At 52.1% G+C, this 23,793-nt stretch carries 23 protein-coding genes and 1 pseudogene; 15 read left to right on the plus strand and 9 right to left on the minus strand.

Going from position 1 to position 23,793, the window contains the following annotated elements:
• Window positions 1-82: 82 nt before the first annotated feature.
• Genes AB1E22_RS14010 through AB1E22_RS14020 form a run of 3 tightly spaced genes read left to right on the plus strand, consistent with a single transcriptional unit; the run spans window position 83 to window position 3,214 of the window.
• Window positions 83-724: a hydrolase gene (locus tag AB1E22_RS14010; RefSeq protein ID WP_034457918.1), complete on the plus strand. Its 642-nt coding sequence runs from the start codon at window positions 83-85 to the stop codon at window positions 722-724.
• A 55-nt stretch (window positions 725-779) separates the two neighbouring features.
• Window positions 780-1,322, plus strand: a complete 543-nt coding sequence (locus AB1E22_RS14015) for an antibiotic biosynthesis monooxygenase (RefSeq protein WP_367595855.1) — start codon at window positions 780-782, stop codon at window positions 1,320-1,322.
• Window positions 1,323-1,345: 23 nt separating this feature from the next.
• Window positions 1,346-3,214: an amidohydrolase gene (locus AB1E22_RS14020; protein ID WP_367595856.1), complete on the plus strand. Its 1,869-nt coding sequence runs from the start codon at window positions 1,346-1,348 to the stop codon at window positions 3,212-3,214.
• Between the two features lie 77 nt (window positions 3,215-3,291).
• Here AB1E22_RS14020 and AB1E22_RS14025 read toward each other — a convergent pair.
• The 3 genes and pseudogenes from AB1E22_RS14025 to acpH form a co-directional block, all read right to left on the minus strand.
• Window positions 3,292-4,508: pseudogene (locus tag AB1E22_RS14025) on the minus strand (IS481 family transposase).
• A gap of 174 nt (window positions 4,509-4,682) precedes the next feature.
• Window positions 4,683-5,285, minus strand: coding sequence for a peroxiredoxin C (locus tag AB1E22_RS14030; RefSeq protein ID WP_064549195.1), 603 nt, complete (start codon window positions 5,283-5,285; stop codon window positions 4,683-4,685).
• Window positions 5,286-5,486: 201 nt separating this feature from the next.
• Complete coding sequence (gene acpH, locus AB1E22_RS14035) at window positions 5,487-6,068, minus strand: ACP phosphodiesterase (protein WP_367595857.1); 582 nt, start codon at window positions 6,066-6,068, stop codon at window positions 5,487-5,489.
• A gap of 103 nt (window positions 6,069-6,171) precedes the next feature.
• On the opposite strand from acpH, the gene queA reads away from it, so the two are divergent.
• The 5 genes from queA (at window position 6,172) to secF (ending at window position 11,661) form a co-directional block, all read left to right on the plus strand.
• Entirely contained in the window at window positions 6,172-7,242 is a 1,071-nt protein-coding gene (queA, locus tag AB1E22_RS14040; RefSeq protein ID WP_367595858.1) for a tRNA preQ1(34) S-adenosylmethionine ribosyltransferase-isomerase QueA, read from the plus strand.
• Between the two features lie 80 nt (window positions 7,243-7,322).
• Window positions 7,323-8,450: a tRNA guanosine(34) transglycosylase Tgt gene (gene tgt / locus AB1E22_RS14045; protein ID WP_064549189.1), complete on the plus strand. Its 1,128-nt coding sequence runs from the start codon at window positions 7,323-7,325 to the stop codon at window positions 8,448-8,450.
• Between the two features lie 21 nt (window positions 8,451-8,471).
• Complete coding sequence (gene yajC / locus AB1E22_RS14050) at window positions 8,472-8,804, plus strand: preprotein translocase subunit YajC (protein ID WP_034457929.1); 333 nt, start codon at window positions 8,472-8,474, stop codon at window positions 8,802-8,804.
• Window positions 8,805-8,831: 27 nt separating this feature from the next.
• Window positions 8,832-10,679, plus strand: coding sequence for a protein translocase subunit SecD (gene secD / locus AB1E22_RS14055; RefSeq protein WP_367595859.1), 1,848 nt, complete (start codon window positions 8,832-8,834; stop codon window positions 10,677-10,679).
• A gap of 10 nt (window positions 10,680-10,689) precedes the next feature.
• Complete coding sequence (gene secF / locus AB1E22_RS14060; protein ID WP_367595860.1) at window positions 10,690-11,661, plus strand: protein translocase subunit SecF; 972 nt, start codon at window positions 10,690-10,692, stop codon at window positions 11,659-11,661.
• A gap of 163 nt (window positions 11,662-11,824) precedes the next feature.
• Here the strand turns inward: secF and AB1E22_RS14065 are convergent, their stop codons facing one another.
• Together AB1E22_RS14065 and AB1E22_RS14070 are read right to left on the minus strand one after the other, a co-directional pair.
• On the minus strand, window positions 11,825-12,709 hold the full coding sequence (locus AB1E22_RS14065; protein ID WP_367595861.1) for a nucleoside-specific channel-forming protein Tsx: 885 nt from the start codon (window positions 12,707-12,709) through the stop codon (window positions 11,825-11,827).
• Between the two features lie 377 nt (window positions 12,710-13,086).
• Window positions 13,087-13,647 (minus strand): DUF3251 domain-containing protein, encoded by a 561-nt coding sequence (locus AB1E22_RS14070; RefSeq protein ID WP_367595862.1) that lies wholly within the window; start codon window positions 13,645-13,647, stop codon window positions 13,087-13,089.
• Between the two features lie 151 nt (window positions 13,648-13,798).
• Here AB1E22_RS14070 and nrdR point away from each other — a divergent pair, with 151 nt between their 5' ends.
• The 6 genes from nrdR to pgpA all read left to right on the plus strand — a co-directional run bounded on the left by nrdR (window position 13,799) and on the right by pgpA (window position 17,942).
• Entirely contained in the window at window positions 13,799-14,248 is a 450-nt protein-coding gene (gene nrdR, locus AB1E22_RS14075) for a transcriptional regulator NrdR (protein ID WP_124025176.1), read from the plus strand.
• Between the two features lie 5 nt (window positions 14,249-14,253).
• Window positions 14,254-15,372: a bifunctional diaminohydroxyphosphoribosylaminopyrimidine deaminase/5-amino-6-(5-phosphoribosylamino)uracil reductase RibD gene (gene ribD, locus AB1E22_RS14080; RefSeq protein WP_367595863.1), complete on the plus strand. Its 1,119-nt coding sequence runs from the start codon at window positions 14,254-14,256 to the stop codon at window positions 15,370-15,372.
• A 76-nt stretch (window positions 15,373-15,448) separates the two neighbouring features.
• On the plus strand, window positions 15,449-15,919 hold the full coding sequence (gene ribH / locus AB1E22_RS14085; protein WP_034493696.1) for a 6,7-dimethyl-8-ribityllumazine synthase: 471 nt from the start codon (window positions 15,449-15,451) through the stop codon (window positions 15,917-15,919).
• Window positions 15,920-15,939: 20 nt separating this feature from the next.
• Window positions 15,940-16,359: a transcription antitermination factor NusB gene (nusB, locus tag AB1E22_RS14090; protein ID WP_139878831.1), complete on the plus strand. Its 420-nt coding sequence runs from the start codon at window positions 15,940-15,942 to the stop codon at window positions 16,357-16,359.
• A gap of 112 nt (window positions 16,360-16,471) precedes the next feature.
• Window positions 16,472-17,449, plus strand: coding sequence for a thiamine-phosphate kinase (gene thiL / locus AB1E22_RS14095; RefSeq protein WP_367595864.1), 978 nt, complete (start codon window positions 16,472-16,474; stop codon window positions 17,447-17,449).
• Entirely contained in the window at window positions 17,436-17,942 is a 507-nt protein-coding gene (gene pgpA, locus AB1E22_RS14100) for a phosphatidylglycerophosphatase A (RefSeq protein ID WP_367595865.1), read from the plus strand. The genes thiL and pgpA overlap by 14 nt, the downstream gene beginning before the upstream one ends.
• Window positions 17,943-17,981: 39 nt before the next feature.
• Here pgpA and AB1E22_RS14105 read toward each other — a convergent pair whose 3' ends face one another.
• The 4 genes from AB1E22_RS14105 to xseB all read right to left on the minus strand — a co-directional run bounded on the left by AB1E22_RS14105 (window position 17,982) and on the right by xseB (window position 22,088).
• Window positions 17,982-18,956: an aldo/keto reductase gene (locus AB1E22_RS14105; protein ID WP_367595866.1), complete on the minus strand. Its 975-nt coding sequence runs from the start codon at window positions 18,954-18,956 to the stop codon at window positions 17,982-17,984.
• A gap of 55 nt (window positions 18,957-19,011) precedes the next feature.
• Window positions 19,012-20,874 carry a 1-deoxy-D-xylulose-5-phosphate synthase gene (dxs, locus tag AB1E22_RS14110; RefSeq protein ID WP_367595867.1) on the minus strand — a complete coding sequence of 621 codons (1,863 nt, stop codon included), beginning with the start codon at window positions 20,872-20,874 and terminating at the stop codon, window positions 19,012-19,014.
• Between the two features lie 71 nt (window positions 20,875-20,945).
• Window positions 20,946-21,845 (minus strand): (2E,6E)-farnesyl diphosphate synthase, encoded by a 900-nt coding sequence (ispA, locus tag AB1E22_RS14115; RefSeq protein ID WP_367595868.1) that lies wholly within the window; start codon window positions 21,843-21,845, stop codon window positions 20,946-20,948.
• The gene (gene xseB / locus AB1E22_RS14120; protein ID WP_367595869.1) at window positions 21,846-22,088 is read right to left on the minus strand and encodes an exodeoxyribonuclease VII small subunit; all 243 of its coding nucleotides are present in this window, start codon (window positions 22,086-22,088) and stop codon (window positions 21,846-21,848) included.
• Between the two features lie 195 nt (window positions 22,089-22,283).
• Here xseB and thiI point away from each other — a divergent pair, with 195 nt between their 5' ends.
• The gene (thiI, locus tag AB1E22_RS14125; protein ID WP_367595870.1) at window positions 22,284-23,732 is read left to right on the plus strand and encodes a tRNA uracil 4-sulfurtransferase ThiI; all 1,449 of its coding nucleotides are present in this window, start codon (window positions 22,284-22,286) and stop codon (window positions 23,730-23,732) included.
• Window positions 23,733-23,793 lie beyond the last annotated feature (61 nt).

Raw genomic sequence — 23,793 nt, forward strand, 5'->3', positions numbered from 1 at the left:
TTCGTCCCCTTCATCAATACTATCCAGGCTAGAAATTTCCAGCTCTCATGCCCTACGGGCTTACTGAATCTGAGGAAACACTATGTCTATACGTGAATTGATCGACCCGACTAACTCCACGCTGATTTTCATCGACCACCAACCGCAGATGTCTTTTGGCGTGGCGAACATTGACCGGCAAACGTTGAAAAACAACACGGTAGCGCTAGCGAAAGCGGGCAAGATTTTTAACGTTCCCACCATTTTCACCTCGGTAGAAACCAAAAGTTTTAGCGGATATATCTGGCCTGAATTGCTGGCGGTTCATCCAGAAATTACGCCAATCGAACGCACTTCAATGAACTCCTGGGAAGATGCGGCGTTTGTCGCGGCGGTGAAAGCCACCGGGCGTAAAAAACTGATTATTTCAGCGCTCTGGACGGAGGTATGCCTGACGTTTCCGGCTTTGATGGCGCTGGAAGAAGGGTTTGAAGTTTACGTGGTGACGGACACGTCGGGCGGGACTTCTGTGGATGCGCACGAACGCTCAATTGATCGTATGGTGCAGGCGGGGGCGGTTCCCGTGACCTGGCAACAGGTGTTGCTTGAATACCAGCGCGACTGGGCGCGCAGAGACACCTACGACGCGGTGATGGACTTGGTGCGAGAGCACAGCGGCGCGTACGGCATCGGCGTGGATTACGCCTACACCATGGTTCACGGTGCGCCAGAGCGGAAAGCCTGATTCATCGCCGCAGGAATTTTCCTGCCTTCTGTTTTCTTTGCATCAGGAATAGCCCATGGCTGACAACAACACTGTCACGCTGGTGATTACCCACGCCCTGAAAGCGGGTCAGGCTGCGCATTACGAAGCGTGGCTGGCGAGAATCATGCCGACTGCGGCGCGTTATCCGGGTCATCTTGGCGTGCATGTTATTCGTCCCACAGCCGGAAATGATGTGTACAACATCGTTATCCGCTTTGACACGCTTGAAAATCTCACCGCCTGGACAAAATCGGCTGAACGCGAAGCGCTGGTCGAGGAGATCAAACCGGCTCTGAGCCAGGACGATCATCTGGAAGTTCGGACTGAAACGGCTTTCTGGTTCACACCGGAAATGCCAGCGGTTAAGCGCCCGGCGCAGTGGAAGCAATTCCTGATCACGCTGGCGGTGATTTTCCCCAGCACCAACATCGTTCCGCGAATCACCGCTTTGTTTTTCCCCTCGCTCAAAGGCTCGCTGTTATTACATTTTATCAATGACGCGTTAGTCGTGGCGTTGGTGGTGTGGCTATGGATGCCCGTAATGACGCGCCTGTTAGCGGGCTGGCTGAAAAAATAACACTTCACCGAGGAGAACAGGTTATGTCGCAATCTGCTTCATTAATTCTCACTAACGGTCAGTTTCATACTCTTAATAGCGAAGCTCCACTTGCGCAAGCCGTGGCGATCAAAGATGGAAAGATCATGGCCGTCGGCAGCGAGCCGATGGTGATGAGCTTTGCTGACGATCAAACGCAGTTGGTCGATCTCAAAGGGCATACGGCGATCCCCGGCCTTAACGACTCACATTTGCACCTAATCCGAGGCGGGCTGAATTACAACCTGGAATTGCGCTGGGAAGGCGTGCCTTCGCTTGCGGATGCGCTGCGAATGCTCAAAGAGCAGGCATTACGCACGCCGTCGCCGCAGTGGGTTCGCGTTGTGGGGGGCTGGACGGAGTTCCAGTTTGCTGAAAGGCGTATGCCAACGCTTGAAGAACTGAATGAAGCGGCACCGGAAACGCCCGTTTTCGTGCTGCATCTTTATGATCGCGCGTTGTTAAACCAGGCGGCACTCAAAGCGGTGGGCTACACCAAAGAGACGCCAAATCCGCCCGGTGGCGAGATTGTTCGTGACAGGAATGGGAATCCTACCGGGATGCTTATCGCCAAACCGAATGCGATGATCCTCTATTCGACGCTGGCGAAAGGGCCGAAATTACCGCTGGAAATGCAGGTTAACTCCACGCGTCAGTTTATGCGTGAGCTTAATCGTTTAGGCGTTACCAGCGCCATTGACGCCGGTGGCGGCTTCCAGAATTACCCGGAGGATTATCAAGTCATCGACCAGCTCCACGCCCAGAAACAGATGACGGTGCGTATTGCCTACAACCTGTTTACTCAGCGCCCTCAGCATGAACTGGAAGATTTTGAAAAGTGGACCGACATGCTGAAACCGGGGCAGGGGACGGATTTTTATCGCACTAACGGTGCCGGAGAAATGCTGGTCTTTTCCGCCGCCGACTTTGAAGATTTCTTACAGCCACGCCCGGATTTACCGGACGGCATGGAACAGGAGCTTGAACGCGTGGTGCGCCATCTGGTGGAGCAGCGCTGGCCGTTTCGCCTGCATGCAACCTATAACGAATCCATCAGCCGGATGCTGGACGTCTTCGAAAAGGTGGATCGTGATATTCCGTTTAACGGCCTGCACTGGCTGTTTGACCACGCGGAAACCATCAGCGAAAAGAATATCGAGCGGGTTAAAGCGCTGGGTGGCGGGATTGCGGTGCAACATCGCATGGCGTTTCAGGGAGAATATTATGCCGCACGTTACGGGGCTGAAGCCGTTAAACAGACGCCACCGATAGCGAAAATGCTGGCGGCTGAATTGCCTGTCGGGCTGGGGACGGATGCAACGCGTGTCGCAAGCTATAACCCGTGGACAGCGCTTTACTGGCTGGTGTCAGGGCGCACCGTGGGCGGGATGCAAATGTATGACAACAATAACCGACTGCCGCGTGATGTTGCGCTTGAGTTGTGGACGGCGGGCAGCGCATGGTTTTCCAGCGAAGAGGGCAAAAAAGGGCGAATCAAAACGGGGCAATTGGCCGATTTGGTTGTGCTGTCGAAAGATTTTTTTAGCGTAACGGAAGAGGAAATTAAAGGCATTGAATCGGTGCTGACGCTGGTGGATGGCAAAGTGGTTTACGCCGCCGGTGCGTTTACCTCACTGGCTCCGCCGCCGATTCCTGTGTTACCGGAATGGTCACCCGTAGCAAATGTACCTGGACATTATCGAAGCGATCCGCCAATAGCCGCGAAGGTGGGCATGGTCGCGCAGGTTCATCAGTGTTGCGGGCGTTGTAGCGTGCATGGTCACCAGCATGATGCGGCGCGTAAATCGGTGATTCCGGTTTCTGATGAAGGGGCTTTCTGGGGCGTGATGGGGTGCTCTTGTTTTGCTTTTTAGGTGGGAGTTAAGCGTTTGCGGTGAGTCTTGATCTGGTTCGGACCCCCTCCCAACCTCCCCCTTGCCAGGTGGAGGAGTTAAAACTCCCTCCCCTGGAAAGGTGTACAGTCCGGGGACATGGTAGACAGGTGTTCGGACACATGGTGAACACTTTTTAACATCCTTTACCCATCGTGATCGACCTGTTTTTCAGGTCGATCACGCCCACTCTTGTGCTGTACCACCACACTTCATATTGTCCCTCTCCTGTCTCCTTCAACCCGACATGCTCGCCGATAAACGCCTTGCCCGCCTTCAGTTGCATCCCCTTAATACTGAGTTTTCCGCTTATATCCACCTTCCTGACCATCATCCCGGCATCATACTCTGCCGCCGCCGGACGGGCCTGATACTGCCGCGATGAGGGCTGGTAGCGTGATGCCGGCACCTGCATTCCCAGGGCCTCATGAGGCCGTTCCAGGTTGTATCTGTCCCGCCAGCTGTCGAACGTCTGCTGCAGCTGCTCACTGCTGAGGAACCAGCGCCCCTGCAGCAGTTCAGCCTTCAGGCTGCGGTGAAACCGCTCCAGCTTGCCCTGGGTCTGCGGGTGATAAGGCCGTGAGTGCCCGACGCAGATACCCTGGCGCATCAGCCACAGCTCCAGCGCTGTCCACGTTCCGGTGGTATCTCCCCAGGGCGCGCCGTTGTCCATGGTCATCCGCTCCGGCAAACCGTAGCGTTCGAAGACCTGCCGCAACTGAGCCTGTACGGTCCCGCGGCGCTCGTCGGCACAATGGGCCAGGCACAGGGAGAAACGGGAGTGGTCATCGAGCAGGGTGAGTGGATGGCAGCGACCGGCGGCAAACGGAAAATGCCCTTTAAAATCCATCTGCCAGAGCTGGTTAGGGGCAGCATGTTCGAAACGCCCGGTGGCAGGAATGCCGGACGGGAGGCCGGGCAACAGCCCATGGCGTGCCATCAGGTTATGGACGGTGCTGAAGGCAGGCAGGGTGTGGCCCTGGCGCTCGAGTGCGACCTTTATCTTGCGGGCGCCCCATGCCGGATAGCGTGCGTGAGCCTGGCGTAACAGGTCGACAACAGCCTCAGGCGTGCAGTGGGGAGAATGACGGGGTGTTCGCGGGCGCTCAGTGAGGCCCGCGTGGCCTTCAGCCAGCCAGCGGCGCAGCCACTTGTAACCTGTGGCAGGCGCAATGTTAAAGCGACGACAGAGCGCCCGGATGTTGGCCCCGTCCTGCGAGGCAAAGTGAACGAACTCGGTACGTAATGACATGGTATCTCTCGCATCCCACGGCATAAGCGGCTCCTGAAAGAAGTACTCATGCCTTAGTTGTAAGTGTCTACCATGTCCCCGAACAAGTGTTCACGATGTCCCCGGACTGTACAAAGGGGAGGGTTGGGGTGGGGTCATACAGGTCACAAAAACAAAAAAGGCCGCTTTCGCGGCCTTCTTTTCAAAAACGTTTAGCGATTACAGGCTAGAAACGTTTTCGCTCAGGTATTTAGCAACGCCGTCTGGAGACGCGTTCATACCTTCTTTACCTTTTTCCCACTGAGCCGGGCAAACTTCACCGTGCTCTTCGTGGAATTGCAGCGCATCAACCATACGCAGCATTTCATCAACGTTACGGCCCAGCGGCAGGTCGTTTACAACCTGGTGACGCACGATACCGGCTTTGTCGATCAGGAAAGAACCGCGCAGAGCAACGCCTGCGTCTGGATGTTCGATGCCATAAGCTTTCTGAATTTCACGCTTAATGTCAGCAACCATCGCGTATTTCACTTCACCGATGCCGCCTTTATCAACAGGGGTTTTACGCCATGCGTTGTGAACGAACTCGGAGTCAAAAGATACACCAACGACTTCTACGCCACGTTTCTGGAATTCTTCGTAACGCTTGTCGAACGCAATCAGTTCAGACGGGCAAACGAAAGTGAAGTCCATTGGCCAGAAGAACACAACGGTGGTTTTACCATTGGTGTGTGCTTTGAAGTTGAAGTTTTCAACGATTTCGCCACTGCCGAGAACGGCTGCAGCGGTAAAGTCAGGGGCTGGACGAGTAACCAGGACCATATGTACTCCTGTTAATATTGTTAAAGTGAGTGTTAACGCAACGGGGGGGAGTATAGGGGCGGCAATCCCTCTAACTCAAGCATGCTGCGCCGATTAATCAGATAGGATTTACCTATCAAAAAATGAATATTTGCACAGAGGCGATCCAAAATAGCCCTTTTTTGTAAAAGGGCAAGAATTTAATCGTGAGGCTGCGAGCGGCTACAAATTCTTTTGTTCAGCCAGCGCCATCATGCGGGGGTAGAACTGCCAGAACAGCTCCTCTAGCGCATAGTAATGTGTATCAAGATCGTGCCAGGAGGCTCGCAAAGCATCGAGTTTTGGTCTACGGCTTGCCATGCCATTGAGAACATTAGCAATAAAAGCCATATCGCTATAACGCTCCAGCCAGCGCTCATCCCAGATATAGTGGTTCAGATTGATAAAGCGTGGCGGCGTGTCTGGTATGAACGGCTCAATGTTGGCGCGCGCGTGGGCGATAAATTCGGTAAGCGCGATGTCTGGGCTAAGCGTCTGCCAATGGCGTGAAACGAAATGATCCCACATGACATCCAGCGTAATCGGCGCGACTCGGCGGGTTTCCGGGCGAAACCACTGGCGGGCAATCGCCACTTCCGGCAAGCCATCGGTTAGCACATCCACGCGACGGTGCATGTGGATACCCGCCACTACATCGCCAGGAAAGCTTTCATTCGGGTTGCCGCGAACAAAATCAGCCAGCAAATTCCCCAGAAGTGAGCTGTCGGCAAGGCTTGCAAGATGTAAATGGGCGAGAAAATTCATAGTGACTTTGTCCGTTAATAGTTTTGCTGCGGCTTATTCCTTGCAGGGAAAGGCCCCTGGCACTAGACTGTAGCGCCTCTTTTTAAGTCTCGAGTTCTTTATCATGCGCGTTGCCGATTTTTCCTTTGAATTACCAGACTCCCTGATTGCTCGCTATCCGCAGGCAAGCCGCAGTTCCTGCCGTTTGCTATCGCTCGATGGGCCGACGGGCGCGCTCGCGCATGGCACTTTCACCGATTTGCTCGATAAGCTCAACCCTGGCGATCTGCTGGTCTTTAATAATACCCGCGTAATTCCGGCGCGCCTTTTTGGCCGCAAAGCGAGCGGCGGTAAGATTGAAGTGCTGGTCGAGCGCATGCTGGATGACAAACGCATCCTCGCTCATATCCGCGCGTCTAAGGCCCCTAAACCGGGTGCCGAATTGCTGCTGGGCGATGATGAAAGCGTACATGCGACCATGGTTGCGCGCCACGATGCATTATTCGAAGTGCAATTTGAAGATGAACGCAGCGTGCTTGATATCTTAAACAGCATCGGCCATATGCCGCTGCCGCCGTATATCGACCGCCCTGATGAAGAGTCTGACCGCGAGCTGTATCAAACCGTTTATAGCCAAAAGCCCGGTGCCGTTGCGGCGCCAACTGCCGGCCTGCATTTTGACGAACCGCTTCTGGAAGCGCTGCGTAAAAAAGGCATTGAGCAGGCGTTTGTCACGCTGCACGTCGGGGCAGGGACATTCCAGCCGGTGCGCGTTGATAGCATCGAAGACCACATCATGCACTCCGAATATGCGGAAGTGCCGCAAGACGTGGTTGACGCGGTTTTAGCCTGTAAAGCGCGAGGAAATCGTGTTATCGCGGTGGGGACAACCTCGGTGCGTTCACTGGAAAGTGCGGCACAGGCCGCAAAAAATGACCTGATCGAACCGTTCTTTGGTGACACGCAAATCTTCATCTATCCAGGCTATCAATACAAAGTGATAGATGCGCTGGTGACCAACTTCCACCTGCCGGAATCGACCTTAATCATGCTGGTTTCTGCGTTTGCTGGTTATAAAAACACCATGAACGCGTATAAACAGGCTGTAAGTTCCGAATATCGCTTTTTTAGTTACGGGGATGCGATGTTCATCACGTACAATCCGCAGGCGATTAATGAGCGCCCCGGCGCTTAATCACTCAATTCTACGCCGCTGGTTAATCCGGCGGCGTTTTGTCTTAACCATCGGACTGTGTCTCCGGTGCTGGAGGAAATGTGAAATTTGAATTAGATACAACCGACGGACGCGCTCGCCGTGGCCGCCTGGTGTTTGACCGTGGCGTAGTTGAAACGCCTGCATTTATGCCTGTTGGCACTTACGGCACCGTAAAAGGGATGACGCCGGAAGAAGTTGAAGCCACCGGCGCACAGATTATTTTGGGCAATACTTTCCACTTATGGCTGCGTCCTGGTCAGGAAATCATGAAGTTGCACGGCGACTTACATGACTTCATGCAGTGGAAGGGGCCTATCCTGACCGACTCCGGCGGTTTCCAGGTCTTCAGCCTTGGTGACATCCGTAAAATTACCGAAGCGGGCGTGCATTTCCGCAACCCAATCAACGGCGACGCGATTTTCCTCGATCCAGAAAAATCCATGGAAATTCAATACGATCTCGGTTCCGACATCGTGATGATTTTCGATGAATGTACGCCTTATCCTGCTGACTGGGATTACGCGAAACGTTCAATGGAGATGTCCCTGCGATGGGCGCAGCGTAGCCGCGATCGCTTTGATTCTCTTGAGAATAAAAATGCGCTGTTCGGCATTATTCAGGGTAGCGTTTACGAAGATTTACGTGATATCTCGGTAAAAGGTCTGGTAGAGATTGGCTTTGATGGCTACGCTGTCGGCGGCCTGGCGGTAGGTGAGCCTAAGGAAGACATGCACCGGATTCTGGAGCATGTGTGTCCGCAAATCCCTGCAGACAAGCCACGTTACCTGATGGGCGTAGGGAAACCGGAAGATCTGGTGGAAGGTGTTCGTCGCGGTATTGATATGTTCGACTGCGTAATGCCGACCCGTAACGCACGTAATGGCCACCTTTTTGTCACTGATGGCGTGGTGAAAATCCGTAATGCGAAGCATAAAGATGATACTTCGCCGCTGGATTCTGAGTGTGATTGCTATACGTGTCGCAATTATTCACGTGCTTACTTGCATCATCTTGACCGTTGCAACGAAATACTCGGTGCGCGGCTCAACACTATTCATAACTTGCGCTATTACCAGCGTTTAATGGCTGGTTTACGCAAGGCCATTGAAGAGGGTAAATTAGAGCACTTCGTGAGTGATTTCTACGAGCGAACCGGTAAACCAGTTCCACCTTTGAATGTTGATTAATTTAATAATGAGGGATTTTTAATGAGCTTTATCATTTCTGATGCGGTTGCTGCAACAGGTGCTCCGGCGCAAGGTAGCCCGTACTCTTTGATTCTTATGCTGGTGGTATTTGGTCTGATCTTCTATTTCATGATCCTGCGCCCACAGCAAAAACGCACCAAAGAGCATAAAAAGCTGATGGACTCCATCTCTAAAGGGGATGAAGTGCTGACTACCGGTGGTTTGGTTGGTCGCGTAGTGAAAGTAGCTGAAACTGGCTATATCTCTATCGCGTTAAACGACACCACTGAAGTGGTTATCAAGCGTGATTTCGTAGCTGCCGTTCTGCCGAAAGGCACTATGAAGGCGCTGTAATATTCGTTTTTCCCTAAGGGAACTACCGTGCTAAACCGCTATCCTTTGTGGAAGTACATCATGCTGATCGTCGTGTTTATCGTCGGTCTGCTATACGCACTTCCCAACCTATATGGTGAGGATCCGGCAGTTCAGATCACTGGCGCGCGCGGCGTCGCCGCCAGTGAACAAACGCTGATCCAAGTCCAGAACATTTTAAACGAAGATAAAATTACCGCTAAGTCTGTGGCTCTGGAAGAAGGTGCCATTCTTGCACGTTTTGCCAGCACTGATACGCAGCTCCGCGCTCGTGAAGCGCTGATGGGCGTACTTGGCGATAAATATGTTGTGGCACTTAACCTTGCCCCCGCAACTCCTCGCTGGTTAACCGCTATTTCCGCAGAGCCGATGAAACTCGGTCTTGATCTGCGTGGTGGCGTGCACTTCCTGATGGAAGTGGATATGGACACCGCTCTGGGTAAACTCCAGGAGCAGACCATTGATAACCTGCGTACCGACCTGCGCGACAAGGGCATTGTTTACACCAACGTACGTAAAGCCGATAACTATGGTGTAGACGTTGTCTTTCGTGACAGCAAAGCGCGTGATGACGCTATCTCTTATTTAACTCCACGCCATCGTGATCTGGTGATTTCCGGTCAGGGCAGCAACGCACTGCGTGCTGTAATGACGGATGCTCGCCTGAGTGAAGCGCGTGAATATGCTGTTCAGCAGAACATTAATATCCTGCGTAATCGTGTAAACCAACTGGGTGTCGCGGAACCTCTGGTACAGCGCCAGGGGGCAGATCGTATCGTTGTCGAATTGCCTGGTATTCAGGATACGGCACGTGCGAAAGAGATTCTGGGTGCGACAGCAACGCTTGAGTTCCGTTTGGTCAACACCAACGTGGATGCTTCTGCTGCGGCTTCTGGCCGTGTGCCGGGTGATTCCGAAGTGAAACAGACCCGTGAAGGTCAACCGGTTGTCCTATACAAGCGTGTGATTCTGACCGGCGACCATATCACTGATTCCACTTCCAGCACCGATGAATACAACCAGGCTCAGGTGAACATTTCACTCGACAGCGCTGGCGGTAACATCATGTCTAACTTCACCAAGGACAATATCGGTAAACCGATGGCGACCCTGTTTGTGGAGTACAAAGACAGCGGTAAGAAAGATGCAACGGGTCGTGCGATTCTGGCGAAACAAGAAGAAGTTATCAACGTGGCGAACATTCAGTCGCGCCTGGGTAACAGCTTCCGTATCACCGGTATCAGCAACCCAAATGAAGCACGCCAGCTCTCCTTGCTGTTACGTGCGGGTGCATTGATTGCGCCAATTCAGATTGTTGAAGAACGTACCATCGGCCCAACTTTGGGTATGGAAAACATCAAGCAGGGTCTTGAAGCGTGTCTGGCTGGCCTGGCGGTTTCAATCATCTTTATGCTGTTCTTCTATAAGAAGTTTGGCCTGATTGCGACCACTGCACTGCTGGTTAACCTGGTGATGATCGTCGGGATTATGTCTCTGTTACCAGGGGCGACACTGACCATGCCAGGGATTGCGGGGATCGTGCTAACCCTTGCGGTGGCCGTCGATGCCAACGTGCTGATAAACGAACGTATTAAGGAAGAACTTAGTAACGGGCGTTCAGTTCAGCAGGCTATCCACGAAGGCTACCAGGGCGCGTTCAGCTCAATTTTCGATGCTAACATTACGACGCTTATCAAGGTCATCATCCTGTATGCCGTAGGCACCGGGGCAATTAAAGGCTTTGCGATCACGACCGGTATTGGTGTGGCGACGTCAATGTTTACCGCCATCGTCGGTACCCGTGCCATCGTAAACCTGTTGTACGGCGGCAAACGCATCAACAAGCTGTCTATCTGAGGAGTGCGTTGTGGCACAGGAATATACTGTTGAACAATTAAACCACGGCCGTAGAGTCTATGACTTTATGCGCTGGGATTACTGGGCTTTCGGCATCTCCGGCCTGTTCTTGATCCTTTCCGTCATTATCATTGGCGTGAAAGGTTTCAACTGGGGTCTGGATTTCACCGGTGGTACGGTTATCGAAATCTCGCTGGAAAAACCAGCCGATTTAGATCAGATGCGTGAAGCATTGCAGAAAGCGGGCTTTGCTGATCCGCTGGTGCAAAACTTCGGTAGCAGCCGTGACATTATGGTGCGCATGCCACCGGCTTCCGGTGAAACCGGTGGTCAGGTGTTGGGTAGCAAAGTCGTTAATGTGATTAACGAAGCGACCCAACAAGATGCCGCAGTTAAACGTATTGAGTTCGTTGGCCCAAGTGTGGGTGCGGATTTGGCACAGAATGGTGCGATGGCGCTGCTGGTTGCGCTGATTTCCATTCTGGTTTACGTCGGGTTCCGCTTTGAATGGCGTCTGGCTGCAGGGGTGGTTATCGCACTTGCGCACGACGTTATTATTACCATGGGTGTCTTGTCGCTGTTCCACATCGAGATCGACTTAACTATCGTCGCATCCCTGATGTCGGTTATCGGCTACTCGCTTAACGACAGTATCGTGGTATCTGACCGTATTCGTGAGAACTTCCGTAAGATTCGTCGCGGCACGCCTTATGAGATCTTTAACGTGTCATTGACCCAGACGCTGCATCGTACGTTAATTACTTCCGGTACCACTTTGGTTGTGATTTTGATGCTGTATCTGTTTGGCGGCGCGATGCTGAAAGGCTTCTCGTTGACGATGCTTATCGGTGTTTCTATCGGTACAGCTTCTTCTATCTACGTTGCGTCTGCACTGGCGCTGAAGCTGGGCATGAAGCGTGAGCACATGTTGCAGCAGAAAGTAGAAAAAGAAGGCGCGGATCAGCCATCGATTCTGCCTTAATCGTAAAGATGTCAGACAAAACCGCGGCCTCGGTGCTGCGGTTTTTTTTGCCTGTAGCCTGAGATGGATGTAAAAAAGCCAGCGGTTAAGCTGGCTTTAGCGGTGGATGGTGCATTTTGTAGGTCAGGTAAGCGCTAGCACCACCCGACATAACTGATAAATATTAGAAGTTATAACCCACGACCAGATAACCACCCCAGCCGGTAGAACGAACGCTGAAATCACCGTTACCGAAGTTCAGGCTTGCATCGTCATTCCACTGACCACCGTTGTGCCAGTAACGCGCAACAACTGCATAGTGGAAGTGATCGTAGTTCAGAGACAGAATATGGCTGGATGCGATTGAGTCGCTGGTACGAGCATGTTTCCCGTTGTTATCGAGGAAATTGTCATCGCCCAGATCTGAACCCCAGTCAAAGTTGGTGAAACCGATGTAGCTCAGGTTACCGCCCCACAGAGAAGTAATCGGTACAAAGTATTTCACTTTAAAGCGGTAGCCATCCCACTCGTTTTCGTTGGACGCACCATAGTTCTGCCACTGGTACTTGGCGTACACGTTCATAGACAGGCTCATTGGCAGGCCGGTGTCGATGTCAGTACCCAGACCCATATACCAGGTGCTCTGGCGGCCATCTTTGTTACGACCCATATCGTAGATATAGTTATTCGCAACATACCACTCTTTGAACGGACCAAAGCTCAGGTCAGTGCCAGTCAGTTTGTCGATAGAGAAGCGTGGTTCGATTTCCATAAACAATGGAGAACCGTGGTTCCAGATACCTTTCGCATCAGTGTTACCACCGAAGAATACTGGCGCATCCATGTAACCATAGAAATCAAACCAGTCTTTCTTCGCGAAAGCTTCATATTCCAGATAGGTATCGTTGCGGATCTGTGGTCCGAAGCGAGTGTGGTAACTGCCCACAACGTTTACGCTTTGGTGCCACCAGTCAGAGAGGTATTCGGTATTTTTTGTATCTTCGGCGTGTGCCGTGAAAGAGCTTGAAAGCGCCAGGACGGTGCTAGCCGCCAAAATAATTTTTTTCATATTTTATGCCACTGTTTTTACATGATTCCCGTGAGGGCAGGAGGTGAGTAATCACCTGGTCACTAAACCATTCAGCTGGTTTCTTATTGACGCGCCTATTATAGAAATCCCTGCTCACAAAAATATGTTTCATTTCACATTATCAACAGATGCGTAATCGATTGCGTTCACGTTTGCGCACATTAAAAACGGGCGAGATTCTACATACTTCGTGAATTTAAGCAAATAGATGGCTTTCAGTTACAAATATATGTGATTTAGATCACTAGATTATTTGTTGGATAGCGTGGGGATTCTTCGAGTTTTATTCGCTGAGTTATAAGAGAAAACGTAGATGTTACTGAGGCTTACCCTCGCTAAGGTGAGGGTTGTGATTTTTATTGGGGAGGCAACGCCTGAGAAGGATCTACAGGCTGGATGTCATGAATGCGTACAAAACCCAACTGATCCGGTGAAAGAGCTGAAAGTTGCAACGGAATGCTAACGTCGCTCGGCGCTAATACGCTCGCTGGAGCATTGAATTGCTGGGACTGGACATTCACTTCCTGATAGTTATCGGTGGTGCCTTGAATCTGACCCCACTCCACTTTGCCAGTAAAAGCAGGCAGCGGCTCGTTGGATTCACCTTTAATAATCAGCATGCCACGACTGCCGTTGGTTTCAGCCGTAACTCCGCTCAGGGACATCTGCAAATTGCCTAACTGGCTATTTAGGCGAGCAGGCGTTTTTGAGCCGGGTAGCAAATAGACGCCCGTTGTCGATTTGGCATTTAGTGCATTTTGCTGTGTCAGCTTCAGGGTTTGGTTGCTGAGTTGCGTTAAGTCCTGATTTAATGCACCCACTTCGCTCTTCATCTGACGCACTTTATTTTGCTGGGCGCAGGCACTGAGGCTCACCAGGCTGGTAACCAAGAAAATTCTTAGGTAACTCTTTGTCATCGCTAATTTTTCCTTAAAGTTTTGTCCTGATTTAAGCGTAGCTGGTCACCGGTGAAAAGTCATATTTAACAGGATGAAGTGGCGTTGCCTTTGTACTCCCGCGACTTCGCGGTAAACTATTGTTCATTTGAATAATCCTTCAGGACGCACCATGCATTGCCCATTCTGTTTCGCAGTAGACACTAAAGTGATTGATTCCCGACTCGTCGGCGAAGGATCATCCGTGCGTCGCCGCCGTCAGTGCCTGGTTTGCCATGAACGTTTTACGACTTTTGAAGTGGCAGAGCTTGTGATGCCGCGTGTTGTCAAAAGTAATGATGTTCGTGAGCCGTTTAATGAAGACAAGCTGCGCAGCGGGTTTTTAAAAGCGCTGGAAAAACGCCCGGTAAGTTCAGACGACGTTGAGATGGCGATAAACCATATCAAATCTCAGTTACGCGGAACCGGCGAGCGTGAAGTGCCGAGCAAAATGATCGGCAATCTGGTCATGGAACAGCTTAAAAAACTCGATAAAGTCGCCTATATCCGCTTTGCCTCGGTTTATCGCAGTTTTGAAGATATCCGCGAATTTGGCGAAGAAATTGCCCGTTTACAGGATTAACGCTGATGTCGCTTGATGAAAAATTTATGGCTCGCGCTCTGCAATTGGCTAAGCGTGGACGTTTCACTACTATGCCCAACCCAAATGTAGGCTGCGTGATTGCTAAAGATGGCGAAATCGTTGGGGAAGGTTTTCACTTTCGAGCGGGTGAACCGCATGCGGAAGTGCATGCGTTGCGTATGGCTGGCGAGAAAGCGCGGGGCGCTACGGCGTATGTGACGCTTGAACCTTGCAGCCATCACGGGCGCACACCGCCATGTTGCGATGCATTAATTGCGGCCGGTGTTTCACGCGTGGTTGCTGCAATGCAGGACCCAAATCCGCAAGTTGCAGGGCGTGGTTTGTACCGCCTGCAACAGGCGGGCATCGACGTCAGCCACGGTTTGATGATGAATGAAGCCGAAGCGATTAACCGTGGTTTCCTGAAGCGTATGCGTACCGGCTTCCCGTTTATTCAACTGAAATTAGGTGCGTCTCTTGATGGGCGCACAGCGATGGCAAATGGCGAAAGCCAGTGGATTACTTCGCCTGAATCACGTCGCGACGTACAGCGCCTGCGTGCGCAGAGTGCGGCGATCCTTAGCAGTAGCGCAACAGTGTTGGCGGACGATCCCTCTTTAACTGTCCGTTGGAATGAGCTGGGCGGCGCGACTCAGGCGGTTTATACCGAAGAAAATCTGCGTCAGCCGACGCGTATTATTCTCGATCGCGAAAATCGCGTCACGCCGGGGCATAAAATCATCGCCCAGCCAGGAGAAACATGGCTTGCACGCTGCAAAGCGGATGAGCAAACATGGCCTGAAGGCGTTGAACAATTTATCGTGCCAGAACATAACGGCCACCTCGATCTGGTTGTGATGATGATGTTGCTGGGCAAGCGCCAGATCAACAGCATCTGGGTCGAGACGGGGGCTACACTCGGCGGTGCGCTTCTACAAGCGGGGCTTGTGGATGAATTAATTGTTTACGTTGCGCCAAAATTATTAGGTAACGACGCGCGTGGTCTTTGTAACCTGCCAGGCCTTGAAAAGCTTGCCGATGCGCCTGAATTTAGCTTTAGCGAAGTGAGAAGAGTTGGCCCTGATTTGTGCCTTCATTTAACGCCTCGATACGCTGGCTCGTAAAACGTAAGCAGCCACGAAAAGATTATGATAAAATCCGCCCCCCTGCGGGGCTAAACAGAACCCGTAAAGGAAGATTATGAACATTATTGAAGCAGCCGTTGCTACTCCAGACGCTCGCGTCGCCATCACCATCGCGCGTTTTAACAACTTCATCAATGACAGCCTGCTCGACGGTGCGATTGACGCCCTGAAACGTATCGGCCAGGTTAAAGATGAAAATATCACCGTGGTCTGGGTTCCGGGTGCTTATGAGCTGCCACTGGCGGCAGACGCACTGGCGAAAACTAAGCGTTATGACGCGGTGATTGCGCTGGGTACGGTTATCCGTGGCGGCACAGCTCACTTCGAATATGTTGCTGGCGGTGCCAGCAATGGCCTGGCACATGTTGCTCAGGAAACAGGTATTCCAGTCGCCTTTGGCGTGCTGACCACCGAAAGTATTGAACAAGCCATCGAACGCGCTGGCACAAAAGCCGGTAACAAAGGTGCAGAAGCTGCACTGACCGCGCTTGAAATGATTAATGTATTGAAAGCCATCAAGGCCTGATTTTTTGTAAGGGGAAATCTGTGAAACCTGCTGCTCGTCGCCGTGCCCGTGAGTGTGCCGTTCAGGCGCTTTACTCCTGGCAGTTATCTCGAAATGACATCGCTGATGTCGAATACCAGTTCCTGGCGGAACAGGACGTCAAAGACGTTGACGTTAACTACTTCCGCGAACTGTTGGTCGGGGTGGCTACTAACAGCGCGTATCTGGATGGGCTGATGAAGCCTTATCTGTCCCGTCAACTCGAAGAGTTGGGCCAGGTAGAAAAAGCGGTTCTGCGTATCGCACTGTTCGAACTGTCTAAACGTGATGACGTGCCATACAAAGTGGCGATTAACGAAGCCATCGATCTGGCGAAAACCTTCGGTGCCGAAGACAGCCACAAGTTTGTGAATGGTGTTCTTGATAAAGCTGCTCCGCAAATTCGTCCCCGCAAAAAGTAATCTTCTGGCCGGTTAATCCGGCCTTTTTCTTTATTCTATACCCGTCATCCTTCAAGTTGCAGCCAACACCCTTCAACTTGAAGGATGACGGGTATATTCAGAGGCATAACGCATGGCATGCGGTGAGTTTTCCTTAATTGCCCGTTATTTTGATCGCGTAAGAAGTTCTCGCCGCGATGTGGAAACCGGAATTGGCGATGATTGTGCATTGCTGACGGTCGCCGAGAAGCAGCTATTAGCGATAAGTACCGATACGCTTGTCTCGGGCATTCATTTCCTGCCGGATATTGACCCGCGCGATTTGGGCTACAAAGCGCTGGCGGTGAATTTAAGTGATTTGGCTGCCATGGGTGCCGATCCGAGCTGGTTGACGCTCGCTATTACTCTTCCTGAAGTTGATGAAAGCTGGCTTGCAGCCTTCAGCGACAGTCTGTTTGAACAACTCGACTATTACGATATGCAGCTGATTGGCGGCGATACCACGCGTGGCCCGCTCTCCATGACGCTCGGCATTCATGGTCTGGTGCCGGTTGGCCGTGCCCTTAAACGAAGCGGTGCGCGTCCGGGCGACTGGATTTATGTCACCGGTACACCGGGTGATAGCGCTGCTGGCCTGGCGATTTTGCAGGAACGTTTAACCGTTGAAGATCCGCAGCAAGCTGCATGGCTGAAAAAACGCCATTTGCGACCAACGCCGCGAATTCTGCATGGCCAGGCGCTGCGTGATTTGGCGAGCAGCGCGATTGATCTTTCTGACGGTTTGATTTCCGATTTAGGTCATATCCTCAAAGCCAGTGAGTGCGGGGCGCGAATCGATCTCGATTCCCTGCCATATTCTGAAGCCATGAAAGCTAACGTGAATCCCGAGCAGGCGATGCAATGGGCGCTTTCTGGTGGAGAAGATTACGAATTGTGCTTTACCGTGCCCGAGCTAAACCGTGGTGCGCTGGACGTGGCTATTGGCAATCTTGGGATTCCCTTTACCTGCATCGGCCAGGTTGGGCCGGAGTCAGAAGGGCTACAATTTTTCCAGGATGGTAAACCGGTAAAGCTGAATTTAAAAGGATACGACCACTTTGCTCCGCTCTAAAGATGTGGCTAAAAGCCGTCTCAAGCTCAGCAATCCCTGGCATTTACTCGCTACGGGTTTCGGTAGCGGGCTAAGCCCGATTATGCCGGGAACGGTGGGGTCGCTTGCGGCAATCCCATTCTGGTATGGCATGACATTTTTGCCATTGCAGCTTTATTCGCTGGTGATAATGGTCGGTATTTGTATCGGGGTTTATCTTTGCCACCAGACCGCACGCGACATGGGCGTTCATGACCACGGCAGTATCGTGTGGGATGAGTTCATCGGCATGTGGATTACCCTGATGGCGCTGCCAACGAATGACTGGCGTTGGGTTGCGGCCGGTTTTGTTGTCTTCCGTATTCTTGATATCTGGAAGCCGTGGCCGATTCGCTGGTTTGACCGCAATGTGCATGGCGGGATGGGCATTATGGTAGATGACATCATCGCAGGCGTTATCTCTGCGGGGATAATCTATGTCATTGGGCACCACTGGCCCATCGGGCTATTTTGATTTAAAAACGCTCCCTGCCTCAGGGAGCGTTTTAGTCGGCTACTTAAATCCTACTTTTTCATGCGGCTGGTAAACTGTCTCCAGCTCCGCAATCTCTTCCGGTTTCAGCGTTAAATCTACCGCACCCAGCAAGTCATCCAACTGATGTTCACGAGACACGCCAATAATCGGCGCGGCCACGCCTGGTTTGCTTAACAGCCAGGCCAGCGCGACCTGTGCACGCGACACACCTCTATCTGCCGCTACATTCGCCAGACGCTCGGCAATCAGGGCATCGTTATCTGCGCTTGCGTCATAGAGATTTTTACCGACCTCATCGGATACTGAGCGCGCGGTAGTATCGCCCCACGGACGGGTCAGTTTGCCTCGCGCCAACGGGCTCCATGGGATCACCGCAACCCCTTGCTCGTAGCATAGCGGCAGCATGTCGAGCTCTTCTTCGCGGTAAAGTAAGTTGTAGTGATCCTGCATGGTGACGAAACGCGCCCAACCGTGCTGATCCTGCAATGCCAGCGCCTGAGCGAACTGTGCGCTGTGCATGGATGATGCGCCGATATAGCGCGCTTTACCCGCTTTCACCACGTCATTAAGCGCCTCAAGCGTCTCTTCAATCGGTGTGTTGTAGTCCCAGCGGTGGATTTGCAGCAGATCGACATAATCGGTTCCCAGGCGACGCAGGCTGTCATCGATTGAACGCAGTATCTGCGCCCGCGAAAGGCCCTCGGGTAAATCACCGACCTGAAAATAAACTTTGGTGGCGAGAACGGCATCTTCACGTCGCATAAAATCTTTCAGCGCACGCCCGACAATCTCTTCGCTGCTACCGTCGGAATAGCTGTTGGCGGTATCAAAGAAATTAATGCCGTTATCAATGGCGTGTTTGATGATGAGGCGGCTGCTCTCTTCGGGAAGGGTCCAGGCGTGATTGCCACGGTCTGGCTCACCAAAGGTCATACAACCCAGGCAAAGACGGGAAACCTTGAGATCTGTTTTTCCTAACGTGTTGTATTGCATGGTTCCACTCCAGTTATGCAGAATACTTTAAGCATAGCAGGAGTGGAGGAGGGGATTATTTAAGCCAGTCGCGGATTTTCGTTTCCATACCGTTTGCATCAAGGCCGATAGCGGTGCGCGCTTCTTCCTGTGAGCCTTGCGGAATGAAGTAATCTGGTAAACCGATATTCAGCACGGGAACGACTTTACGGTTTGCCATTAGCACTTCGTTTACGCCGCTACCCGCACCGCCGATAACCGCATTTTCTTCAATGGTCACAAGCGATTCGTGGCTGGCAGCCAGCTCAAGAATCAGAGCCTCATCAAGCGGCTTCACAAAACGCATATCGACCAGCGTGGCATTAAGGGATTGCGCTACCGCTTCGGCTTCAGGAAGTAAAGTCCCGAAGTTCAGCAGGGCGATTTTCTCACCTTCACGTTTCTTCACGCCTTTACCGATGGGTAGTGATTCCAGTGGTTGCAACTCAGTACCCGTACCGTTGCCACGAGGGTAACGCACGGCGGATGGGCCTTCATTATAGTGATAACCGGTATGCAGCATCTGGCGGCATTCGTTCTCATCGCTTGGCGTCATGATGACCATTTCAGGAATGCAGCGTAGGAAGGAGATGTCGAACGCGCCCTGGTGGGTTTGCCCGTCTGCACCCACGATACCTGCGCGATCTATTGCAAATAAGACAGGCAGTTTCTGGATAGCAACGTCGTGAATCACCTGATCGTAGGCGCGTTGCAGGAAGGTCGAATAAATCGCGACGACCGGTTTATACCCGCCAATGGCAAGGCCTGCGGCAAAAGTCACGGCGTGCTGTTCAGCGATAGCGACATCAAAATATTGCGACGGGTACTGGCGCGAAAACTCAACCATGCCTGAACCTTCGCGCATGGCTGGCGTAATTGCCATTAGCTTGTCGTCTCTGGCCGCCGTTTCGCATAGCCAGTTGCCGAAGATTTTTGAATAGCTTGGTAGACCGCCGGACGCTTTCGGCAGCGTTCCGCTTTGCGGGTCAAACTTAGGCACCGCGTGGAAACTTATCGGGTCTTTTTCGGCAGGCGCGTAACCACGGCCTTTTTTGGTCATGATGTGCAGGAACTGCGGGCCAGTCAGGTCACGCATGTTTTTAAGCGTATTCACCAGCCCGAGAACATCATGCCCATCGACAGGGCCAATATAGTTAAAGCCCAGCTCTTCAAATAAGGTACCCGGAACTACCATGCCTTTCAGGTGCTCTTCGGTACGCTTGAGCAATTCTTTAATTGGCGGCACGCCAGAGAACACTTTCTTCCCCCCTTCACGTAGTGAAGAGTAGAGTTTGCCGGAAAGCAACTGCGCGAGGTGATTGTTCAATGCGCCAACGTTCTCGGAAATCGACATTTCGTTGTCGTTGAGAATCACGAGCATATTTGGGCGAATATCACCCGCATGGTTCATCGCTTCAAATGCCATACCTGCGGTAATGGCCCCATCGCCAATCACACAGACTGTGCGACGGTTTTTGCCTTCTTTTTCGGCGGCTACGGCAATGCCAATTCCCGCGCTAATTGAAGTAGACGAGTGGCCGACGCTCAACACGTCATATTCACTTTCGGCACGCCACGGGAAGGGGTGCAAGCCACCTTTCTGCCGGATGGTGCCAATTTTGTCACGACGGCCAGTAATGATTTTATGCGGATAAGCCTGATGACCGACATCCCAGATTAACTGGTCGAATGGCGTGTTATACACATAGTGAAGCGCCACAGTCAGTTCTACTGTGCCAAGGCCAGAGGCAAAGTGCCCGCTGGAGCGGCTTACGCTATCGAGCAAATAGCGACGCAGTTCGTCGCAAAGTTTCGGTAAGCTCTCTTTTGGCAACAGGCGTAGCTCGGGGGCTGATTCCACCAGTGCGAGGGTCGGGTATTTGGCAATATCAAAACTCATTAGAAACTCATCGTGGTGTTTACCCATCATCCTTCAAGGCTGCGCCTGAATGCCAAAGGGTAAGTTAATAATTATTTATCACGTTGGATTATATAGCTTGCTAACGCTTCCAGTGCGGTAGTGTCTAACGACTGGTGAGCCAAGCCTTCCAGCGCCCGGAGAGATTCCTGGTAGAGATCCCATGCTTTGGTTTTGGCATTTTCTAGCCCAAGCAGCGCCGGGTAGGTGCTTTTGCCGAGTTGTTGATCGGCACCCTGACGTTTACCCAGTGTAGCGGTATCGCCGATAACGTCGAGAATATCGTCCTGAACCTGGAATGCCAGCCCGATACTTTCCGCATAATGGTCAAGCAAGGGCAGGGCGTTACGGCCCGCTTCACCGGCGCTCAATGCGCCCATGCGCACCGCCGCACGAATTAATGCCCCGGTCTTATGGCGATGAATACGCTCAAGGCTTTGCAGATCCACATGCTTGCCTTCTGCTTCCAGATCTAACGCCTGGCCGCCACACATTCCGGCAACGCCGCTGGCGCTCGCCAGTTCTTTAACCATCAAGAGTCGGTCTGCAATAGCGACGCCAGGCATTGGTGCATCACTAAGTATAGAAAACGCCAACGTTTGTAGGGCATCTCCGGCTAAAATGGCGCTCGCTTCACCGAATTTTATATGGCAGGTTGGCTGCCCACGACGTAAATCGTCGTCGTCCATGGCGGGTAAATCGTCATGAATCAATGAGTAAGCATGAATGCATTCCACCGCCGCTGCGGGTGCATCCAGCGCTTCTTGCGTTACGCCAAACATTTCCCCGGTCGCATAGACCAGAAACGGGCGGAGTCTCTTACCGCCCAATAGTGCGCCATAGTGCATTGCCTCAACCAGAGGAGTGTTCTGAAACGGTAGCGGTGCCAGAAAACGCAGCAGCGCATCGTTGGCCCGCTCGGCGTGGGCCTGCAACTGATGGTTAAAATCCATTTACTCGTTATCCGGGGTAAAAGGCTTGAGTGGGGCGTCTTCGCTATCATTTAGCAGGATTTGCACGCGTTGCTCTGCCTGCTGCAGTTTCACCTGACCCTGGCGCGCAAGCTGTACGCCACGTTCAAATTCATTTAACGCTTCATCGAGCGCTAAATCTCCGCTCTCGAGACGAGTAACAATCTGCTCAAGCTCCACAAGCGCAGTTTCAAAACTGGCCGGGACTTCGGTTTTTTTCGGCATAGTGAATGTCTGACTCTACTGTTTTTTCGACCCTGCAATGGTAGCGGAGTCATTTGTCTAACGCTATGGCAAGCTGTTAGTGATATACTTTTGCGCCTCGGATGTAACGGCGCTACTGCCGCTGCAATTCTTTAAGTCTTTCAGCCCGCATGGATCATCATGTCATGCCTGGCTCACCAACGAATCATGAGCGCCATGAAGTTTATCATTAAATTGTTCCCGGAAATCACAATCAAGAGTCAATCTGTGCGCATACGCTTTATTAAGATGCTCACCGGGAACATTCGCAACGTTTTAAAACACTACGATGAAGATCTGGCGGTTGTTCGCCACTGGGACAACATTGAAGTTCGCGCTAAAGATGAAAATCAGCGTATCGCCATTCGCGAAGCGCTGACCCGTATTCCAGGTATTCACCATATTCTGGAAGTTGAAGATGTGCCGTTTACCGATTTACACAATATCTTCGAGCAGGCGCTGGAACTTTATCGCGAACAACTGGAAGGCAAAACCTTCTGTGTGCGTGTGAAACGTCGTGGTAAGCATGAGTTTAGCTCGATTGAAGTTGAGCGTTATGTTGGTGGCGGCCTGAATCAGCACATTGAATCGGCGCGCGTAAAACTGACCAAACCGGATGTAACGGTTAACCTGGAAATTGAAAACGATCGCCTGCTGTTGGTTAAAGGGCGTTACGAAGGTATCGGCGGCTTCCCGATTGGTACGCAAGAAGATGTGCTGTCGCTGATTTCCGGTGGTTTCGACTCCGGCGTTTCCAGCTACATGCTGATGCGTCGCGGTTGCCGCGTGCATTACTGCTTCTTTAACCTCGGCGGTGCTGCGCACGAAATCGGCGTTAAACAAGTGGCGCACTATTTGTGGAACCGCTTTGGTAGCTCCCACCGCGTGCGTTTCGTGGCAATTAACTTCGAACCGGTTGTGGGTGAAATCCTCGAGAAAGTCGAAGATGGCCAAATGGGCGTGGTGCTCAAGCGTATGTTTGTGCGTGCGGCTTCTAAAGTGGCAGAGCGTTATGGCGTGCAGGCCTTAGTGACCGGTGAAGCACTGGGCCAGGTTTCCAGCCAGACGCTGACGAACTTGCGTTTAATCGACAACGTTTCCGATACGCTGATTCTGCGCCCGCTTATCTCTCACGATAAAGAGCACATCATCGATTTGGCACGTGAAATCGGTACCGCTGATTTCGCGCGTACCATGCCGGAATACTGCGGCGTTATTTCGAAAAGCCCAACCGTAAAAGCGGTAAAAGCGAAGATTGAAGCCGAAGAAGCTAACTTTGATTTCTCGATACTCGATCGCGTTGTTGAAGAAGCGACGAATATCGATATTCGCGAAATCGCCAATCAGACCAAAGAAGTCGTGACGGAAGTAGAAACCGTTGGCGAATTTGGCCCGAATGATGTGCTGTTGGATATTCGTTCTATCGACGAGCAAGACGAGAAGCCATTTAAGCCAGAAGGTGTAGAGGTCGCATCACTGCCGTTCTACAAACTGAGCACCAAATTTGGCGATTTGGACCAGAGTAAAAACTATTTGCTGTGGTGCGAACGTGGCGTTATGAGCCGTTTGCAGGCGCTGTATTTGCGTGAGCAAGGGTTTAATAACGTGAAGGTTTACCGGGCTTAATTAGTACACTTTCGCTCTGGCTCGGACCCCACCCCAGCCCTCCCCTTTCCAGGGGAGGTAG

Origin of the sequence: Buttiauxella gaviniae, assembly GCF_040786275.1 — a bacterium.
Classification (GTDB): domain Bacteria; phylum Pseudomonadota; class Gammaproteobacteria; order Enterobacterales; family Enterobacteriaceae; genus Buttiauxella; species Buttiauxella gaviniae_A.

Bases quoted from the DNA above. Each gene is read 5' to 3' on its own strand.
- AB1E22_RS14105 (WP_367595866.1), bottom strand. From the start codon at position 18,956: ATGCAATACAACACGTTAGGAAAAACAGATCTCAAGGTTTCCCGTCTT.
- AB1E22_RS14030 (WP_064549195.1), bottom strand. From the start codon at position 5,285: ATGGTCCTGGTTACTCGTCCAGCCCCTGACTTTACCGCTGCAGCCGTT.
- acpH (WP_367595857.1), bottom strand. From the start codon at position 6,068: ATGAATTTTCTCGCCCATTTACATCTTGCAAGCCTTGCCGACAGCTCA.
- AB1E22_RS14010 (WP_034457918.1), top strand. From the start codon at position 83: ATGTCTATACGTGAATTGATCGACCCGACTAACTCCACGCTGATTTTC.
- AB1E22_RS14020 (WP_367595856.1), top strand. From the start codon at position 1,346: ATGTCGCAATCTGCTTCATTAATTCTCACTAACGGTCAGTTTCATACT.
- ispA (WP_367595868.1), bottom strand. From the start codon at position 21,845: ATGGATTTTAACCATCAGTTGCAGGCCCACGCCGAGCGGGCCAACGAT.
- AB1E22_RS14015 (WP_367595855.1), top strand. From the start codon at position 780: ATGGCTGACAACAACACTGTCACGCTGGTGATTACCCACGCCCTGAAA.
- ribD (WP_367595863.1), top strand. From the start codon at position 14,254: ATGTCGCTTGATGAAAAATTTATGGCTCGCGCTCTGCAATTGGCTAAG.
- ribH (WP_034493696.1), top strand. From the start codon at position 15,449: ATGAACATTATTGAAGCAGCCGTTGCTACTCCAGACGCTCGCGTCGCC.
- AB1E22_RS14070 (WP_367595862.1), bottom strand. From the start codon at position 13,647: ATGACAAAGAGTTACCTAAGAATTTTCTTGGTTACCAGCCTGGTGAGC.
- thiI (WP_367595870.1), top strand. From the start codon at position 22,284: ATGAAGTTTATCATTAAATTGTTCCCGGAAATCACAATCAAGAGTCAA.
- nrdR (WP_124025176.1), top strand. From the start codon at position 13,799: ATGCATTGCCCATTCTGTTTCGCAGTAGACACTAAAGTGATTGATTCC.
- queA (WP_367595858.1), top strand. From the start codon at position 6,172: ATGCGCGTTGCCGATTTTTCCTTTGAATTACCAGACTCCCTGATTGCT.
- AB1E22_RS14065 (WP_367595861.1), bottom strand. From the start codon at position 12,709: ATGAAAAAAATTATTTTGGCGGCTAGCACCGTCCTGGCGCTTTCAAGC.
- thiL (WP_367595864.1), top strand. From the start codon at position 16,472: ATGGCATGCGGTGAGTTTTCCTTAATTGCCCGTTATTTTGATCGCGTA.
- xseB (WP_367595869.1), bottom strand. From the start codon at position 22,088: ATGCCGAAAAAAACCGAAGTCCCGGCCAGTTTTGAAACTGCGCTTGTG.
- dxs (WP_367595867.1), bottom strand. From the start codon at position 20,874: ATGAGTTTTGATATTGCCAAATACCCGACCCTCGCACTGGTGGAATCA.
- yajC (WP_034457929.1), top strand. From the start codon at position 8,472: ATGAGCTTTATCATTTCTGATGCGGTTGCTGCAACAGGTGCTCCGGCG.